General features: G+C 65.5%; 13 protein-coding genes. 11 read left to right on the plus strand and 2 right to left on the minus strand.

Annotation, left to right across the window (positions count from 1 at the left end):
* Positions 1-48: 48 nt before the first annotated feature.
* Complete coding sequence (purL, locus tag PVV74_RS18840) at positions 49-2,214, minus strand: phosphoribosylformylglycinamidine synthase subunit PurL (protein ID WP_274594301.1); 2,166 nt, start codon at positions 2,212-2,214, stop codon at positions 49-51.
* A gap of 146 nt (positions 2,215-2,360) precedes the next feature.
* Between purL and PVV74_RS18845 the strand changes: the two genes are divergently transcribed.
* Together PVV74_RS18845 and PVV74_RS18850 are read left to right on the plus strand one after the other, a co-directional pair.
* Positions 2,361-3,392, plus strand: a complete 1,032-nt coding sequence (locus PVV74_RS18845; protein ID WP_274594302.1) for a pyridoxal-phosphate dependent enzyme — start codon at positions 2,361-2,363, stop codon at positions 3,390-3,392.
* Positions 3,389-4,519, plus strand: coding sequence for a M24 family metallopeptidase (locus tag PVV74_RS18850; protein ID WP_274594303.1), 1,131 nt, complete (start codon positions 3,389-3,391; stop codon positions 4,517-4,519). Before PVV74_RS18845 ends, PVV74_RS18850 begins: the two co-directional genes overlap by 4 nt.
* 494 nt (positions 4,520-5,013) lie before the next feature.
* On the opposite strand, the gene PVV74_RS18855 is transcribed toward PVV74_RS18850, so the two are convergent.
* On the minus strand, positions 5,014-5,907 hold the full coding sequence (locus tag PVV74_RS18855) for a LysR family transcriptional regulator (protein ID WP_103764234.1): 894 nt from the start codon (positions 5,905-5,907) through the stop codon (positions 5,014-5,016).
* A gap of 178 nt (positions 5,908-6,085) precedes the next feature.
* Between PVV74_RS18855 and PVV74_RS18860 the strand changes: the two genes are divergently transcribed.
* The 9 genes from PVV74_RS18860 to PVV74_RS18900 all read left to right on the plus strand — a co-directional run bounded on the left by PVV74_RS18860 (position 6,086) and on the right by PVV74_RS18900 (position 16,802).
* Entirely contained in the window at positions 6,086-9,505 is a 3,420-nt protein-coding gene (locus PVV74_RS18860) for an indolepyruvate ferredoxin oxidoreductase family protein (RefSeq protein ID WP_274594304.1), read from the plus strand.
* 91 nt (positions 9,506-9,596) lie between these two features.
* The gene (locus PVV74_RS18865) at positions 9,597-10,460 is read left to right on the plus strand and encodes a lysophospholipid acyltransferase family protein (protein ID WP_274594305.1); all 864 of its coding nucleotides are present in this window, start codon (positions 9,597-9,599) and stop codon (positions 10,458-10,460) included.
* Between the two features lie 22 nt (positions 10,461-10,482).
* Positions 10,483-11,298 (plus strand): glutamate racemase, encoded by an 816-nt coding sequence (locus PVV74_RS18870; RefSeq protein ID WP_103764237.1) that lies wholly within the window; start codon positions 10,483-10,485, stop codon positions 11,296-11,298.
* Positions 11,299-11,369: 71 nt separating this feature from the next.
* Complete coding sequence (argC, locus tag PVV74_RS18875) at positions 11,370-12,398, plus strand: N-acetyl-gamma-glutamyl-phosphate reductase (RefSeq protein WP_274594306.1); 1,029 nt, start codon at positions 11,370-11,372, stop codon at positions 12,396-12,398.
* A gap of 27 nt (positions 12,399-12,425) precedes the next feature.
* A complete protein-coding gene (ccmE, locus tag PVV74_RS18880) occupies positions 12,426-12,872 on the plus strand; it encodes a cytochrome c maturation protein CcmE (RefSeq protein WP_274594307.1) in 447 nt (148 codons plus the stop codon).
* 67 nt (positions 12,873-12,939) lie between these two features.
* Complete coding sequence (locus tag PVV74_RS18885; RefSeq protein ID WP_274594308.1) at positions 12,940-13,551, plus strand: holin-associated N-acetylmuramidase; 612 nt, start codon at positions 12,940-12,942, stop codon at positions 13,549-13,551.
* A complete protein-coding gene (locus PVV74_RS18890; RefSeq protein ID WP_274594309.1) occupies positions 13,542-14,129 on the plus strand; it encodes a holin family protein in 588 nt (195 codons plus the stop codon). The genes PVV74_RS18885 and PVV74_RS18890 overlap by 10 nt, the downstream gene beginning before the upstream one ends.
* A 256-nt stretch (positions 14,130-14,385) precedes the next feature.
* The gene (locus PVV74_RS18895) at positions 14,386-16,353 is read left to right on the plus strand and encodes a heme lyase CcmF/NrfE family subunit (RefSeq protein WP_274594310.1); all 1,968 of its coding nucleotides are present in this window, start codon (positions 14,386-14,388) and stop codon (positions 16,351-16,353) included.
* A complete protein-coding gene (locus PVV74_RS18900; RefSeq protein WP_274594311.1) occupies positions 16,350-16,802 on the plus strand; it encodes a cytochrome c-type biogenesis protein in 453 nt (150 codons plus the stop codon). Before PVV74_RS18895 ends, PVV74_RS18900 begins: the two co-directional genes overlap by 4 nt.
* The last annotated feature ends 37 nt before the right edge of the window (positions 16,803-16,839 follow it).

Here is a 16,839-nt window from a genome sequence, read left to right on the forward strand (position 1 = left end):
CCCGGCATTGGCGCGGCAAGGCGGGGTGAAACCCCGGCCTGCGGGGTGTCAGGCGAAGGTGTCGCCGAAGGTGCCACGATAGATCGCGGCCAGCTCGTCCAGCGGGGCGCTGGAGCGGCCCATTTGCACGTCGCTGCCGGTGAAGCGGCCCACGGACTGGATCGGCACGCCGGCCTGGCCTGCGGCAATCATCAGCGCCTCGGCCTGGTCGAAGTTGCAGGCCACTAGGTAGCGGGCCTGGTCTTCGCCGAAGAGCGTCGCGGTCTCGTCGCTGTCGAGGCAGATTCCGACGCCGGCGGCCTCGGCCATCTCGAAGGCGGCGAGCGCGAGGCCGCCGTCGGAAAGGTCGGTGCAGGCCTTGATGTATTCGGCATTGGCGCGGATGAAGTCGCCGTTGCGCTTCTCGGCATCGAGATCGACAGGGGGCGCGTCGCCTTCGACACGGTTGTAGACCTCGGCCAGAAGCGCCGACTGGCCCAGGTGGCCGGTGGTTTCGCCCACCAGAAGGGCCACGTGGCCGTCGCGGGCCTGCCCGGTGATGGCGGTTTCGGGGTCCTTGATCAGGCCCACGGCGCCGATGGTGGGGGTGGGCAGGATGGCGCTGCCATCGGTCTCGTTGTAGAGCGAGACGTTGCCCGACACGATCGGCATGTCGAGCGCCGCGACGGCCGCGCCGATGCCCTTGATGGCCATGACGAACTGGCCCATGATCGCGGGCTTTTCCGGGTTGCCGAAGTTGAGGTTGTCGGTCGTGGCAAGCGGCACGGCGCCAAGGGCGGTTAGGTTGCGATAGGCCTCGGCCACCGCCTGTTTGCCGCCCTCGAAGGGGTTCGCCTTGACGTAGCGGGGGGTGACGTCGGAGGTGAAGGCGAGGTGCTTGTCGGTGCCGTGCACGCGGATGAGACCCGCCCCCTGACCGGGTGTGCGGGCGCTGTCGGCCATGACCATTGTGTCGTATTGCTCGTACACCCACTGCCGACCGCAGTAGTTGACCGAACCGATGAGGGCCTTCAGCCCGTCGATCGGATCGACATTGGGCACGTTCGCATCGTCGAGCGCCTCGGGCGTTTCAGGCTCTTCCCATGGGCGGTTGTATTCCGGCGCGCTGCCCGACAGGGTGGCGAGCGGCAGGTCGGCCATGACCTCGCCCTTGTGCATGATGAGGAAGCGGTCCTCGGCAATGGTCTCGCCGACGATGGCGAAGTCGAGGTCCCATTTCTCGAACACGGCGCGGGCTTCCGCCTCTTTCTCGGGGCGCAGGACCATGAGCATGCGTTCCTGGGATTCGGACAGCATCATCTCGTAGGCGGTCATGTTCGCCTCGCGCTGCGGCACGGCGTCGAGGTTGAGTTTCACGCCGAGGCCGCCCTTGTCACCCATTTCCACGGCGGAACAGGTGAGGCCGGCCGCGCCCATGTCCTGGATCGAGATGACGGCGCCGGTGGCCATCAGTTCCAGCGTGGCCTCCATCAGGCGTTTCTCGGTGAAGGGGTCGCCGACCTGAACGGTGGGGCGCTTTTCCTCGATGGTCTCGTCGAATTCGGCGGAGGCCATGGTGGCGCCGCCGACGCCGTCGCGGCCGGTCTTGGCGCCGAGGTACACGACGGGCATGCCGATGCCGGAGGCGGCCGAGTAGAAAATCTTGTCGGCATCCGCGAGGCCCGCCGCGAAGGCGTTGACGAGGCAGTTGCCGTTATAGGCCGGATCGAACCGCACCTCGCCGCCCGCGCAGGGCACGCCGAAGCAGTTGCCGTAGCCGCCGATGCCCTCGACCACGCCATGCACCAGCTGGCGGGTCTTGGGGTGGGCGACCTCGCCGAAGGAAAGCGAGTTCATCGAGGCGATGGGACGCGCGCCCATGGTGAAGACGTCGCGCAGGATGCCGCCCACGCCGGTGGCCGCGCCCTGGTAGGGCTCGATATAGGAGGGGTGGTTGTGGCTCTCCATCTTGAAGACCACGGCCTGGCCGTCGCCGATATCCACCACGCCCGCATTCTCGCCCGGGCCGCAGATCACTTGCGGGCCGTCGGTGGGCAGGGTGCGCAGCCATTTCTTGGAGGACTTGTAGGAGCAATGCTCGTTCCACATGGCCGAGAAGATGCCGAGTTCGGTGAAGCTCGGTTCGCGGCCGATGATTTCGAGGATGCGGTCGTACTCGTCGGGCTTGAGCCCGTGGGCCGCGATCAGTTCGGACGTGATGGCCGGTTCCTGCATGTGAAACATGTCCCCCAAGGTGCGGTGCAGATGGCGCCCCTATTAGGCCATGAACGCAGCGGGGGGAAGGGGGTGCGGCGCGGTGCGTGCCATGGGCCTTGACGGATGCCGCGCGATGCCGTCGGGTTGTGCGAAAAGGAGTTGCCATGAAGACGATCGAGAACCCGTGGCGCGGGCAGGGGCTGGTGGACGGGGTCCTGGCCGAGATCCCCGGCCCCAGCGTGGACGCCGCCGCGCCCTTGCGGCTGTTGTCCGAGTGCCCGGCGCATGGCGAGACGCCGCTGGAGCGGCGCGAAGCGTTCGGCACGACGCTTTTCGTCAAGGACGAGCGCGGGCGCATGGGGCTGGGCAGCTTCAAGGCACTTGGGGCGGCTTACGTGATTGCGCATGAGGCCGCCGCGACGGGGGCGGAGGACATGCCGAGGGCGCTGGCGGAGCGGACCTATGTCACCGCGAGCGCGGGCAATCACGGGATGTCGGTGGCGGCGGGGGCGAAGGTCTTTGGCGCGAAGGCCGTGGTCTATATCGCCGAGACGGTGCCTGAAAGCTTTGCCGGACGCCTGCGCGACAGGGGCGCCGAGGTGGTGCGGGCCGGGTCAGACTACGAATCCAGCATGAAGGCCGCCGAGCAAGCAGCAACGGACAACGGCTGGACGCTGTTGTCCGATAGCTCCTGGCCCGGGTACGTGGACCTGCCCTGGCGGCTGATGGAAGGCTACCTGGTGATGGCCGAGGAGGCGGTGCGGCAGATGCCGGAGGTGCCCACGTATATTTTCCTGCAAGCGGGCGTCGGCGGGCTTGCGGGGGCCTGCGCAGCGCTTTTCCGGGCGCATTGGGGTGCGGAGCCGCGCATCGTGGTGGTGGAGCCCGAGGCCGCCCCGGCGTTGCAGGCGAGTATCGAAGCGGGTCGTCCGGTGGCGACCGAAGGTCCGGTCTCGGCCATGGGGCGTCTGGATTGCAAGGAGCCATCGCTGATCGCGCTGCGTGGTTTGTCGCGGGATGCCGACGCCTTCGTGACCCTCAGTGAGGACGAGGCGGCGGAGGTGCTGCCGGAATTGAAGCTTATGGGGCTGGAGAGCACGGAATCGGGGGCGGCGGGGCTGGCCGCCGCGCGGTTGATGGGCCTTGGACCCGACGCGCGGGTGCTGTGCATCCTGAGTGAGCAAGCCGACGGATGATCCGGGGGTTCGAGCGGGCGGAGTACGAGACCCGGACCGCGCGGGCGCAGGTGCTGATGGACCGTGCGGGGCTGGGCGCGCTCTTGCTGACGACCGAGGCGGATGTGCGTTATTTCACCGGCTTTCTGACGCGGTTCTGGGAAAGCCCGAGCCGCCCGTGGTTCCTGGTGGTGCCGCGCGAAGGTCCGCCGGTGGCGGTGATCCCGTCGATCGGGGCGGCGCTGATGGGGCGCACGTGGGTCGAGGATATCCGCACGTGGTCGGCCCCCAACCCCGACGATGACGGTGTGAGCCTGCTGGCCGCAACGCTGCGCGAGGTGGGCGGCCCGGTGGGCGTGCCAATGGGGTACGAGACGCATTTGAGGATGCCTTTGCACGACTTCGAGCGGGTGAAAGACTTGGCCGGTCTGGCGTTCACCAAAGATGCGGGACTCGTGGCGCGACTGCGGGCTGTGAAATCCCCCTCCGAGATCGCCAAGATTGAAACCGCCTGTTCCATTGCCGGTCGGACCTTTGCCCGGGTGCCCGAGATCGCGGGGGAAGGCCGCCCGCTGGCGCAGGTCTTTCGCGATTTTCAGCGCCTCTTGTTGGAGGAAGGCGCGGACTGGGTGCCTTACCTTGCCGGGGGCGCCGCGCAGGGCGGGTACGCGGACGTGATCTCGCCCGCGCCCGAGACGCCGCTCTGTGCGGGCGACGTGCTGATGCTGGACACGGGCGCGGTATGGGACGGGTATTTCTGCGATTTCGACCGCAATTTCGCCGTGGGACATGTGGGTGAAGGCGTGGCAGAGGCGCATGAACGGCTTGTCGCGGCCACGGCAGCGGCGATGGAGATCGCCCGGCCCGGCGCGCGCGCCAGCGATCTGTGGCGGGTCATGTCGGGTATCGTCGGGGCGGGCGAGACGGCGGGACGGCTGGGGCACGGCCTGGGGATGCAGCTGACCGAGGGGCTGTCGCTGACGCCGCAGGACCAAACCGTGCTGGAACCCGGCATGGTGATCACGCTGGAGCCCGGGATCGACCGGCCCGGCGGGCTGTGCATGGTCCATGAGGAGGTGATCGTCATCACCGAAGGCCGGCCGAAGGCGCTGTCGCCGCTGGCAGGGGGTGATATTGCGGTGATTTAGGGGAGGAAGGGACCGGGATCGTGGGGATCCGTCGTAGACGCTCCACAACCGGGTGCCGAGCCGCGCCATCGACGGGCCGTGGTGCGTCGATCCAGGGCCGGAGCAGGTGCGCTTTATTCCCAAGTTGCCGCAAAAGGAACGAGCGGTGCACTCACTTCAACGACTCGATGTGCCGTGGGGGCGGCCCGTCGATGGCGCGGCGGAGCAGCTGGCTGCGTCTTGATCCCGCGCCAGGGAGCGAAGGGTCAGCAGCTGCTGCAACCTGATTTCATCATGCGTCAGCCATCCCGACAGGCCAAAAAAAAGGCCGAGCAATAAGCTCGGCCAAAGTCCAACAGGGAGGTATGAAGTGATCGGGTTGATCACCGTCATGACCGCGAATTAGTACCCGTTTTCCGAGCGTTCAAGGGTAATCAGGTCGCAGGAGGCGAAAACCTGCTATGCTGTTGCCGCATAGCTGCATCGGCGGTTGTCCGAGAAATGGGCGTAATGCCTTATTTTGCGACGTTTTTGCGATAGGCCACGATCTCTTCCTGGACGAAGTCGCGGAATGCCTTGATGCGTTGCGACTGGCGCAATTCCTCGGGGTAGGCGAGGAAGACCGGCACGTCCGATGACTGGACCTCTGGCAGGACGCGCACGATCTGGTCGAAATCCTGGCCGAGGTAGTCGGGCAGCACGCCGATTCCCAAATTGTTGAGCACGCCCTGCAACACGCCGTAATAGTTGTTCACCGTCAGCAGCGAGGGGATGTCGTAGGTCATCAGCTCGCTGACCAGCGTCGCGCCAGCGCCGACCTGGGCCGAGCGGGGGTTCTGGCAGATGATGCGGTGCTGGCTGAGGTCTTCCATCCGTTCCGGCGTGCCGCGCTCGTCGAGGTACTTCTGGGTCGCGAAAAGGCACATGTTGATCATCATCAGGCGCTTGCGAATGAGGTCGGCCTGGCTGGGTTCCTTCATGCGGATCGCCACGTCAGCCTCGCGCATGGGCAGGTCGAGCACGCGTTCCTCGAGCATCAGGTCGATGTTGAGGTCGGGATAGGTGGCGAAGAGCTTGGGCAGGCGCGGGGCCAGCCAGAGCGTGCCGAAGCCGATGGTGGTGGTCACGCGCAGCTCGCCGAATACCTCCTCCTCGCTGTCGCGGATGCGGGCGGTGGCGGCGTCCAGGCGCTTGACCATGGCGCGGGTGGCATCGAACAGAAGCTCGCCCTGCTCGGTCAGGATCAGGCCGCGGGCGTGGCGATGGAAAAGTGTGGCATTGAGTGATTCTTCGAGCGCGCGAATCTGCCTCGAGACGGCCGATTGCGACAGGTGAAGCTGGTCGCCGGCATGTGTGAGGCTGCCGGCATCGGCCACAGCGTGAAATATTCTCAGTTTGTCCCAATCCATTTCGCAACTTTCAATTCAATCCAATCCCGCAGGCGCAATAGCAGAAAAACATCTGCGGTTCACAGCCGATAGCGTGGAAAAAACGTGAAACTTTGTGTTAGGTCACGTATTATGACCTAAAATACGCCTATATACCTAGCAATTGCGCGGGATCGCGCAAGCGCCTCGGGAGGACGACATGAGCGATCAGAAGATTTCCCTGAACGACCGGCTGGATTTGACCAAATCGCAGATTCTGCTGAACGGCACGCAGGCGCTAGTACGGCTGATGCTGATGCAGGCCGCACGGGACCGGGCCGAGGGGCACAATACCGCGGGCTACGTGACGGGCTATCGCGGCTCGCCCCTGGGCGCGGTGGACATGCAGATGGCGCGTGCCGAAAAGGTGCTGGCCGAGTCGAACGTGACCTTTCAGCCGGGGCTGAACGAGGACCTGGCGGCCACGGCCCTGTGGGGCACGCAACAGGCGCAGCTGCGCGGCGAGGGCAAGCACGACGGCGTCTTCGGCCTGTGGTACGGCAAGGGGCCGGGGGTGGACCGCTCGGGCGACGTGATGCGCCATGCCAACATGGCCGGGACCGCGCCGCTGGGCGGCGTGCTGATGGCGATGGGGGATGACCATACCGGGGAGAGCTCCACGGTTTGTCACCAGTCGGATTGGGCGCTGGTGGATGCCTATATGCCGGTGCTGTCACCTGCCGGGGTACAGGAGATCCTGGACTTCGGGCTTTACGGCTTTGCGCTGTCGCGCTTCGCGGGCGTCTGGGCGGGTCTGAAGACGATGAAGGACACGGTGGAAGTGACCAGCGTCGTCGATGGCAGTCTGGACCGGATGAACTTCGTCCTGCCGGAGTTCGACATGCCGGATGGGGGCCTGAGCATCCGGCTTGGGGATCACTGGATCGCGCAGGAAGCGCGGATGATCGACCACAAGAGGTACGCCGCCGAAGCCTTTGCCCACGCGAACAAAATCGACAAGCGGGTGTGGGGTAAACCCGGCGCAAAGATCGGGTTCGTCGCGGCGGGCAAGAACTGGCTGGACCTGACGCATGCGCTGGACATGCTGGGGATCGACGCCGCCGAGGCCGAGCGTCTGGGGCTGACGACCTACAAGGTGGGCCAGACCTTTCCGATGGACATGAAGGGCTTTCACGACTGGGCCGAGGAGCTGGACCTGATCGTGGTGGTCGAGGAAAAACGCAAGCTGATCGAGATCCAGATCAAGGAGGCGATTTTCGACGACCGGCAGGGGCGGCGCGTCTATGGCTGGTACAAGGGCGGCGCGGGCGGCCTGCATTCCGAGGAACTGTTCCCGACGCGCATGGCGCTGGACCCGGTGATGGTGGCCGAGAAGATCGGCACCATCCTGGTGGAGGAAGGCCGCGGCACGGACCGCGTGAAGGCCGGGTTGCAACTAATTGACGAAGCGAAGAAATCGGACAACGCCGAAGAGCTGGCGGCGCGGTTGCCGTATTTCTGCGCGGGGTGTCCGCACAACACCTCGACCAAGGTGCCGGAGGGCGGGCGTGCCTATGCCGGGATCGGATGTCACATCATGGCGCTGTGGATGGACCGCGAGACCAGCGGGTTCACGCATATGGGCGCGGAAGGCGCGAACTGGATCGGCGAGGCGCCGTTTTCCAACCGCGAGCATGTGTTCCAGAACCTTGGCGACGGAACGTATAACCACTCGGGCGTTCTGGCCATTCGCGCGGCGTTGGCTGCGGGTGTGAACATCACGTACAAGATCCTTTACAACGACGCGGTCGCCATGACCGGCGGGCAGACCAACGAGGGCGGTCTGGGGCCGGACCGGATTGCGCGAGAGTTGCAGGCGATGGGCGTGGAGCACATCGCGGTGGTCTATGACGAGAAGGAAGAGCCGGAGAAGGCGCATTTCCCCTCGGGCATCGGCTGGCACGAGCGGGCCGAGATGATGCAGGTGCAGCAGAAGTTTCAGGAAATCAAAGGCGTATCGGCCATTATTTACGTGCAGACCTGCGCTGCCGAGAAGCGCCGCCGCCGCAAGCGCGGCACCTTTCCGGACCCCGACAAGCGGGTCTTCATCAACACCGATATCTGCGAGGGCTGCGGGGATTGCGGGGTGCAGTCGAACTGTGTCGCCATCGTGCCCAAGGAAACCGAACTTGGCCGGAAGCGGGCCATCGACCAGTCGAGCTGTAACAAGGATTTTTCGTGCCTCAAGGGGTTCTGCCCGTCCTTCGTGACGCTGGAAGGGGCGAAGATCCGCAAGGAGGCGTCGGCCGATCTGGACCTGCCGGATCTGCCGGAGCCCGCGCTGCCCAGGATCGACGGCACCTATAACGTGGTGATCACCGGCGTGGGCGGCACGGGCGTGGTGACCATCGGCGCGGTGATGGCGCAGGCGGCGCAGATCGACGGCAAGGGCGCGGGCATGATGGAGATGGCCGGGCTGGCGCAGAAGGGTGGCGCAGTTCATATCCACTGCCGGATTGCCGAGAAGCCAAGCGATATCAGTGCCATCCGGGTTGCCACGGGCGAGGCGGATGCGCTGATCGGCGGCGACCTGGTTGTCAGCGCCGGAGCCAAGACGCTGGGACAGACGCGGAAGGGGCGCACGGGCGGCGTGGTCAACAGCCACGAGATCATGACCGGCGATTTCACCCGCGACACCGAGTTCACGCTGCCGACCGACCAGCTGGCGCTGTCGCTGAAGGCGCGGATGCAGGACGACGTGGTGCTGTTCGACGCCAGCGAGCTTGCTCGGGTGGCGATGGGCGACGCGATTTTTTCCAACATGATCATCTTTGGCGCGGCGTGGCAGCGGGGGCTTGTGCCACTCAGCAAGGCGTCCATCGACGCCGCCATTGAACTGAACGGCGCGGCGGTGGAGCGCAACCTGCGGGCCTTCGATATCGGGCGGTGGGCCGCGGAGCACCCGCAAGAGGCGGACCGGATGGTGACGCCGACCGTTGTGGAAAAGCCGAAGTCGCTGGAGGAGAAGATCGCGTTCCGCGCCGATCACCTTGTCGGCTACCAGGGCAAGCGGCTGGCGAAACGGTATCGCAAGCTGGTCGACGGAATAGAGAACGGGACCGTGCGCGAGGCGGTGGCCTTGGGCTATCACAAGCTATTGAGTTACAAGGACGAATACGAGGTCGCGCGGCTGCTGATCCAGAGCCGGAAAAAGGCCGAGGAAGAGTTCGCGGGCGATTTCGACATGACCTTTCACCTGGCCCCGCCGATCCTGAGCAAGACCGGCCCGGACGGGCGGCCGAAGAAGCGGCAGTTCGGGGCGTGGATGGAAAAGCCGATGCGCTTGATGGCCAACTTCAAGGGCTTGCGCGGCACGCCGCTGGACATCTTCGGCTATAGCGAGGAGAGGCGCATGGAACGTGCCCTGATCCGCGAGTACGAGGCGGACATGGCCGAGGTGCTGCCCAAGCTGGAGGGCAAGACGCAGGACGCCATCGTGGCGCTGGCGGAATTGCCATTGCAGATCCGCGGCTTCGGCCCGGTGAAGATGGCGAACGCGCAAAAGGCGGCCAAGCAGCGCGAGCATCTTTTGCAGGTGATCCGCGACGGGGGGCAGGACGTGGCGCGGGCGGCACAGTAGGGCACTCCCGTGTTTGTTACCTAGAATTCATCGCCCTGTTACGTGGCGGGGCGATGTAGTTGGATGCACGCGAATCGAGACGGAAGGTGAGATGCGCCAGGAACGCCACGTGGCCCGTGACATCAGCTATGCCTATTCGGCGCAGACCCGCGGGGGCCGCGCCATGATCCGCACGATGGAAAACCTGACGGGCCGCATTCGGCTGATCAAGCGGGCGGCGGGCTATGAGCAGGAAGTCGCGGCGGGCCGCGATTTCTGGCAGGTGATGGTGGAGCGCTATGGCCTGACGCTGGACGTTGTGGGCGGGCGCCTGGACAACATTCCGCGCACCGGGCCGCTGATCCTGATCGCGAACCATCCCTACGGCATTCTGGATGGGATGATGATGGGGCATATCCTGAGCCAGACGCGGGGCGATTTCCGTATCCTCGCGCACAAGGTGTTCCGCAAGGCCGAAGACCTGAACCGGATCATCCTGCCGATCAGCTTTGACGAGACGAAAGAGGCGGTGGCGCTGAACATCGAGACGCGCAGAACGGCGTTGAATTATCTGCGTGACGGCGGGGCCATCGGCATTTTCCCCGGCGGCACGGTCAGCACGGCGGCGAAACCCTTTGCACAGCCGCTCGACCCCGGCTGGCGGGGGTTCACGGCGCGGATGGTGGCGAAATCGGATGCGACCGTGATGCCGATCTTCTTCGAGGGGCACACCAGCCGGTTGTTCCAGCTGGCCAGTCACTTGCATTACACGCTGCGCATGGGGCTGCTGATCAAGGAATTCTGCAAGCGGGTGGACACACGCGTGCAGGTCGTGGTGGGCCAGCCGATCCCGCAGGACGAATTGCGCGCACGGGCCAAGGACACAAAATCCATGATGGCGTTTCTGCGGCACAAGACGTATGAGCTTAGCACGCGTCCGGTGAACCCGGACGAGATTGGCTTCGAATACGACTAGGGGCGCGGGCAGCGCGGGACATATGGCAGTTGGAATTTTCGACAGCGGGCTTGGTGGCCTGACGGTTCTGAGCGCCGTGGAGGCACGGTTGCCGGAGGTGGCACTGGTGTATCTGGGCGACAATGCCAACGCGCCTTACGGTGTGCGCGATCCCGAGGATATCTTTGCCCGCACCAAGGCGCATGTGCATCGGCTGTGGCATGACGAGGGGTGCAACCTGGTGATCCTTGCGTGCAACACGGCGTCCGCCGCCGCCCTGCGCCGGATGCAGGAGGAAGGCGTGCCGCCGGGCAAGCGGGTGCTGGGCGTCTTCGTGCCGCTGATCGAGGCGCTGACCGAGCGGCAGTGGGGCGACAATTCCGCCCCGCGCGAGGTGGCGGTGAAGCATGCCGCGCTTTTTGCAACGCCCACGACTGTCAGCAGCCGGGCGTTTCAGCGGGAACTGGCCTTTCGCGCCATCGGCGTGGACGTGGAGGCGCAGGCCTGCGGCGGCGTGGTGGACGCCATCGAGGATGGCGACATGATATTGGCCGAAGCGCTGGTGCGCAGCCATGTGGACGCGCTCAAGCGCAAGATGCCCAATCCGCAGGCCGCCGTTTTGGGGTGCACGCATTACCCGCTGGTCGAGGACGTGTTCCAGGCGGCCTTGGGACCGGAGGTGCAGGTGTTCTCGCAGCCCAACCTGGTGGCGGCGAGCCTGGCCGATTACCTGTCGCGGCATCCGGACATGGCGGATGGCGGGACCGGCGTGCGGTTCCTGACCACGGGCGACCCCAAGCGCACCTCGGACCGGGCGACGCAGTTCCTGCGACGAGGGATCACGTTCCAGGCCGCCTGAGGCCAGCGCGTCGCATTGCGGGGCCGCGCATTCTTCCTTACATGACTGTTAACTGACGAAAGAGGTCTGACATGACCCATAAAATCGCCATTCTGGGCGCCTCGGGCTATACCGGCGCCGAACTTGTCCGGCTGATCGCGACGCATCCCGGGCTGGAGATTGCCGCGCTGTCGGCCAATTCCAAGGCCGGGCAGACCATGGCGCAGGCGTTTCCGCACCTGCGGCACCTCGACCTGCCCACGCTGGTGACGATCGACGAGATCGACTTTACCGGCATTGACCTGTGTTTTTGCGCCCTGCCGCACAAGACCAGCCAGGAGGTCATCTCGGCGCTGCCCAAGGATCTGAAGATCGTGGATCTGAGCGCGGATTTCCGGCTGCGCGATCCGGCCGCCTATGAGAAATGGTACGGCACCCCCCATGCGGCGGTGGAGATGCAGGAAGAGGCCGTCTATGGCCTGACCGAGTTTTACCGCGATGCCATCCGCGAGGCGCGGCTGGTGGCCGGAACAGGGTGCAACGCCGCGACCGGGCAATACGTACTGCGCCCGCTGATCGAAGCCGGGGTGATCGACCTCGACGACATCATCCTGGACCTGAAATGCGGGGTGTCGGGGGCCGGGCGGAGTTTGAAGGAAAACCTGCTGCATGCGGAGTTGTCGGAGGGGTATCACGCCTATGCTCTGGGGGGGACGCACCGGCATCTGGGCGAGTTTGACCAGGAGTTCTCGGCCATCGCGGGGCGCGACGTGCACATCCAGTTCACGCCGCACCTGGTGCCGGCGAACCGGGGGATTCTGGCGACGGGGTATGTGAAGGGCGAGGCGAAGGCGGTTTACGAGACGCTTTACAACGCTTACGCGGATGAGCCGTTCATCGAGGTGTTGCCCTTTGGCGAGGGGCCCAGCACCCGGCATGTGCGGGGGAGCAACTTCTGCCATATCGGCGTGGTCGCGGACCGCATCGAGGGGCGGGCCATCGTGGTCGCCGCGCTCGATAACCTGTGCAAGGGGTCGAGCGGGCAAGCCTTGCAGAACGCCAACCTGATGTTAAATCTGGACGAGACGACGGGGCTGATGCTGGCGCCGGTGTTTCCCTAGTTTCCCTGAGGAGGACGGGGTAGCGCGATGAAATCACTGAAGAAACAGAGGCGCGTGCAGGTCATTGCCGTAACGGCGATTGCGCTGATCCTGGCCACGGGCCTGATCGGCTATGCCATGCGCGACGGCATCAACTTCTTCCGCTCGCCCAGTCAAGTTATGGCCGAACCGCCCGCACCTTCGGAGACGTTCCGTATTGGCGGGCTGGTCGAGGAAGGCACTCTGGTGCGTGGCGAGGGCGAGACCGTGAGCTTCAGCGTGACTGATGGCGGGGCGTCGGTGCCGGTGCGCTATACCGGCGTTCTGCCGGATCTGTTTGGCGAGAACGAGGGCATGGTGGGCCTGGGCCGCTACGAGGACGGGGTTTTCACCGCGACCGAGATCCTGGCCAAGCATGACGAGGAATACATGCCCAAGGAAGTCGTCGATGCGCTGAAGGAACAGGGCGTTTACCAGGAACCGGACGGTAGCTAAGCCACGCATTAACCATTCCTGACAATCCTTGCCGGCGAGTTCAAATCGCTGGCCAAGGGAGCGCGGAATGCAGACTGTCTCGGAGATCGCAGAGGATATCCTGGCGCGGGAAGGCGGGTTCGTGAATGACCCCGACGACCCGGGCGGGGCCACCAACCATGGCGTGACCATCCACACGATGCGGCGGCTGGGGTTGGATCTTGACCGGGACGGGGATGTGGACGTGGCCGATGTGCGTCGTCTCAGCCGGGCGCAGGCGCAGGACATTTTCATCGACCATTATTACCACCGGCCCGGGATCGCGCGCCTGCCGCAGGTTTTGCAGGCCAGCGTGTTCGACATGTACGTGAATGCGGGGGCCAACGCGGTGAAGATCCTGCAACGGCTGTTGCGGCAGATGGGCCACGAGGTGGCCGTGGACGGACTCATCGGCCCACAGACCATCGAGGCGGCGGAGCTGGCGCATGGCGTGGCGCCGCTGCATATCGCCGATGCCTACGGGATCGCGCGGCGGAATTACTATTTCCGGCTGGCCGATCAGCGCCCCGCGTCGCGCAAGTTTGCGCGCACCCGGTCGGGTGGCAAAGGCGGCTGGATCCGGCGCGCCGAGGCGTTCATCTCGTCGCGCTATCACATGACGCCGGCGGAGTTTCGGGATCGGGTGGCGAAATGGGACTGATCGAGACGGTCCTGAGCCTGGTCTTCGGCGGGGGGCGCAATGCCGTGGCGGAAACGGCCCAAGTGTTCCGGGTGAATGCCGAGAAATCGGATGAACGCGCCGCCGAATTGCAGGGCGCGGCGCTGGCGCAGCTGGCGGCCGAGTACAAGGCCGTGCGCAAGGGCTGGTACGACCGGTTTATCGACGGGCTGAACCGGGTGCCGCGCCCGGCCATGGCGCTTGGGACGCTGGGGTTGTTCGTCACGGCGATGGTCGATCCGATCTGGTTTTCCGAGCGGATGCAGGGGATCGCACTGGTGCCCGAGCCGTTGTGGTGGCTGCTGGGGGCAATCGTCAGTTTCTATTTCGGCGCGCGGCATCAGGCCAAGGGGCAGGAGTTTCAGCGCTCCATCGCCGCCACTATGGCCCGCGCGCCAAAGGTGGTGGGCAACCTGAGATCCTTGCGCGCGCTGGACGCGGGCAGCGCGGGCGTGGCGGATACCGGGCATGATGCGGGGCTGGCGTTGCAGGTGCAGGAGGTGGAAAGCGAGCCGAACGCGGCCTTGCGCGAGTGGCAGGAGGCGAGCCACGGGCGGTAAACTGACGGCGCGGAATCAAGGCGCGGTACGCGCCGCCGCGCCATCGCTGCCGCCCACCCAGGGGGCGGCGATTTGGCAGACGCAAGCGCTCTGCTTGGACGTTTTTCGGATTTGGCTGGGGTTAAGGTCTGCTGCTCTGGCGTCGGCGCGCCACCCCGGGGGGCAGCGACGGCACGGCCGCGCCCCGCGACAATGTGATCACCCGTCGCACCCGAAATGCGTTGGAGGCGAGGCCCGGGGCGATTATAACCGGGCCATGATCACCGAGCTTGGACATTTCGCCCTCATCCTCGCCTTCTTCGTGGCGTGCTTTCAATCCGTCGTGCCGCTGATCGGCGCACACAAGCGATGGGCGGGGTGGATGGCCGTGGCCGAGCCCGCCGCTACGCTGCAATTCGTGCTGACGCTGGGGGCCTTCGCGGCGCTGACCTGGGCCTTCGTGACCTCGGATTTCTCGCTGGAACTGGTGGTGGCCAACAGCCATTCCGCGAAACCGATGCTTTACAAGATCACCGGCGTCTGGGGGAACCACGAAGGCTCGATGCTGCTGTGGGTGCTGATCGTGACGCTGTTCGGGGCCTTTGCCGCATGGTTCGGGGGCAACCTGCCGCCGACGCTGAAGGCGCGGGTGCTGTCGATACAGGGTCTCATCGGTGTGGCGTTCTTTGCCTTTATCCTGTTCACCTCGAACCCGTTTCTGCGCATGGAAGTGCCGCCTTTCGATGGGCGTGACCTGAACCCGCTGTTGCAGGACCCGGGCCTCGCGTTCCATCCGCCGTTCCTCTACCTCGGCTACGTGGGCCTTTCGATGACCTATTCCTTCGCGCTGGCCGCCCTGATCGAAGGCCGCGTGGATGCGGCCTGGGGCCGGTGGGTGCGGCCCTATACGTTGGCGGCGTGGATCTTTCTGACCATCGGCATCGCGCTTGGCTCGTGGTGGGCGTATTACGAGCTGGGCTGGGGCGGATTCTGGTTCTGGGATCCGGTGGAAAACGCCAGCTTCATGCCGTGGCTCATCGCCGCCGCGTTGCTGCATTCGGCCATCGTGGTTGAAAAGCGCGAGTCGCTGAAAAGCTGGACCATATTGCTCGCCATCATCGCCTTTGGCTTTTCGATGATCGGCGCGTTCATCACGCGCTCGGGAGTGCTGACCTCGGTCCATGCCTTTGCGACGGACCCGGAGCGCGGCGTGTTCCTGCTGATGATCACAGGGTTCTTCATGATGCTTGGCCTATCGCTCTTTACCGCGCGGGCCGGGGCGATGCAGGCCAAGGGGGTCTTTGGCCTTGTGAGCCGCGAGACGATGCTGGTCGCCAACAATGTTCTTCTGGGCGTGTCGGCCTTCGTCATTTTCGTGGGTACGATCTGGCCGCTGGTGTCGGAGCTAATGTTCGACCGCAAGCTGAGCGTGGGCGAGCCGTTCTTCAACATGGCCTTCACGCCGTTCATGGTGCTGTTGGGACTGATCCTGCCGGTGGGCGCGATGCTGCCGTGGAAGCGGGGCAACCTGGGCCGGGTCGTGAGGCCGCTGGCGGGAGCCTTTGCGCTGGCCGTGGCGGTGGGTGCGCTGGCCTATGCCATGCAGACAGAGCGCAGCGCGCTTGGGCCGGTGGGCCTGTTCCTGGCCGCCTGGCTGGTGTCGGGCGCGGTGGTCGATTTGTGGAGCCGCACGGGCCGGGGCGGGGGCCGCCTGTCGCGGCTGAAACGCCTGCCGCGGGCGGACTGGGGCAAGGCCGTGGCGCATGCGGGCTTTGGCATCACCATCGCGGGTATCGCCGGGATGCTGGCCTGGGAGGCCGAGGATATCCGCGTGGCGCAGGTGGGCGAAAGTTTCGACGTGGCGGGACTGACCATCACGCTCAACGACGTGCGCGAGGTGGAGGGGCCGAATTACCTGTCCACGATGGCAGATGTGACCCTGTCCAAAAACGGGTCCGAGATCAGCCAATTGAACCCCGAAAAGCGGGTTTACCCGGTGGCGGGGATGCCCACGACAGAGGCCGCGATCGACAATGGCATCCTGCGTGACGTTTACGTGGTGATCGGCGACGAGCAGGCGGCGGGCGGCTGGGCCGTGCGGACCTACTACAAGCCGCTGGCGAACTGGATCTGGGGCGGTGCGATCCTGATGGCGATCGGGGGCGCGCTGTCGCTGTCCGACCGGCGCTATCGCGTGGCGGCGGGTGCGCGCAAGACCCGCGCCGTGGGGGTGCCGGCGGAATGAAACGGCTTGTGCTGATCCTGTGCCTTCTGGCCTCGCCGCTTTGGGCGGTGCAGCCGGACGAGATTCTTGACGATCCGGCGCTGGAAGAGCGCGCGCGGGAGATCTCCTCGGGCCTGCGCTGCCTTGTCTGCCGCAACGAGAGCATCGACGATTCCAATGCGGACCTGGCCCGGGACCTGCGCCTTCTGGTGCGCGAGCGGCTGGTGGCGGGGGACAGCGACGAGGAGGTCATCGACTTTGTCGTGGACCGTTACGGCGAATACGTCCTGCTGAACCCCGTGGCGAGCGGCAGCAACCTTGTGCTGTGGCTTGCGGGGCCGGTGATGCTGCTGTTGGGCGGGTTGCTGGCGGTGGTCTATATCCGCGGCCGCGCGCGGGCGAAACCGGAGGATGAGGCCGGGCTGGGCTGGGCCGAAGAGGCGCGGTTGAAGGAAATCATGAAGGACTGACGCGCCGTCGCGCGTTGCATTTCACGCCCGGGCGGGG

Origin of the sequence: Roseovarius sp. SK2 (assembly GCF_028807495.1) — a bacterium.
Classification (GTDB): Bacteria; Pseudomonadota; Alphaproteobacteria; order Rhodobacterales; family Rhodobacteraceae; genus Roseovarius; species Roseovarius confluentis.

Bases quoted from the DNA above. Each gene is read 5' to 3' on its own strand.
- PVV74_RS18860 (WP_274594304.1), top strand. From the start codon at position 6,086: ATGAGCGATCAGAAGATTTCCCTGAACGACCGGCTGGATTTGACCAAA.
- ccmE (WP_274594307.1), top strand. From the start codon at position 12,426: ATGAAATCACTGAAGAAACAGAGGCGCGTGCAGGTCATTGCCGTAACG.
- PVV74_RS18895 (WP_274594310.1), top strand. From the start codon at position 14,386: ATGATCACCGAGCTTGGACATTTCGCCCTCATCCTCGCCTTCTTCGTG.
- purL (WP_274594301.1), bottom strand. From the start codon at position 2,214: ATGCAGGAACCGGCCATCACGTCCGAACTGATCGCGGCCCACGGGCTC.
- PVV74_RS18850 (WP_274594303.1), top strand. From the start codon at position 3,389: ATGATCCGGGGGTTCGAGCGGGCGGAGTACGAGACCCGGACCGCGCGG.
- PVV74_RS18890 (WP_274594309.1), top strand. From the start codon at position 13,542: ATGGGACTGATCGAGACGGTCCTGAGCCTGGTCTTCGGCGGGGGGCGC.
- PVV74_RS18885 (WP_274594308.1), top strand. From the start codon at position 12,940: ATGCAGACTGTCTCGGAGATCGCAGAGGATATCCTGGCGCGGGAAGGC.
- argC (WP_274594306.1), top strand. From the start codon at position 11,370: ATGACCCATAAAATCGCCATTCTGGGCGCCTCGGGCTATACCGGCGCC.
- PVV74_RS18900 (WP_274594311.1), top strand. From the start codon at position 16,350: ATGAAACGGCTTGTGCTGATCCTGTGCCTTCTGGCCTCGCCGCTTTGG.
- PVV74_RS18870 (WP_103764237.1), top strand. From the start codon at position 10,483: ATGGCAGTTGGAATTTTCGACAGCGGGCTTGGTGGCCTGACGGTTCTG.
- PVV74_RS18855 (WP_103764234.1), bottom strand. From the start codon at position 5,907: ATGGATTGGGACAAACTGAGAATATTTCACGCTGTGGCCGATGCCGGC.
- PVV74_RS18845 (WP_274594302.1), top strand. From the start codon at position 2,361: ATGAAGACGATCGAGAACCCGTGGCGCGGGCAGGGGCTGGTGGACGGG.
- PVV74_RS18865 (WP_274594305.1), top strand. From the start codon at position 9,597: ATGCGCCAGGAACGCCACGTGGCCCGTGACATCAGCTATGCCTATTCG.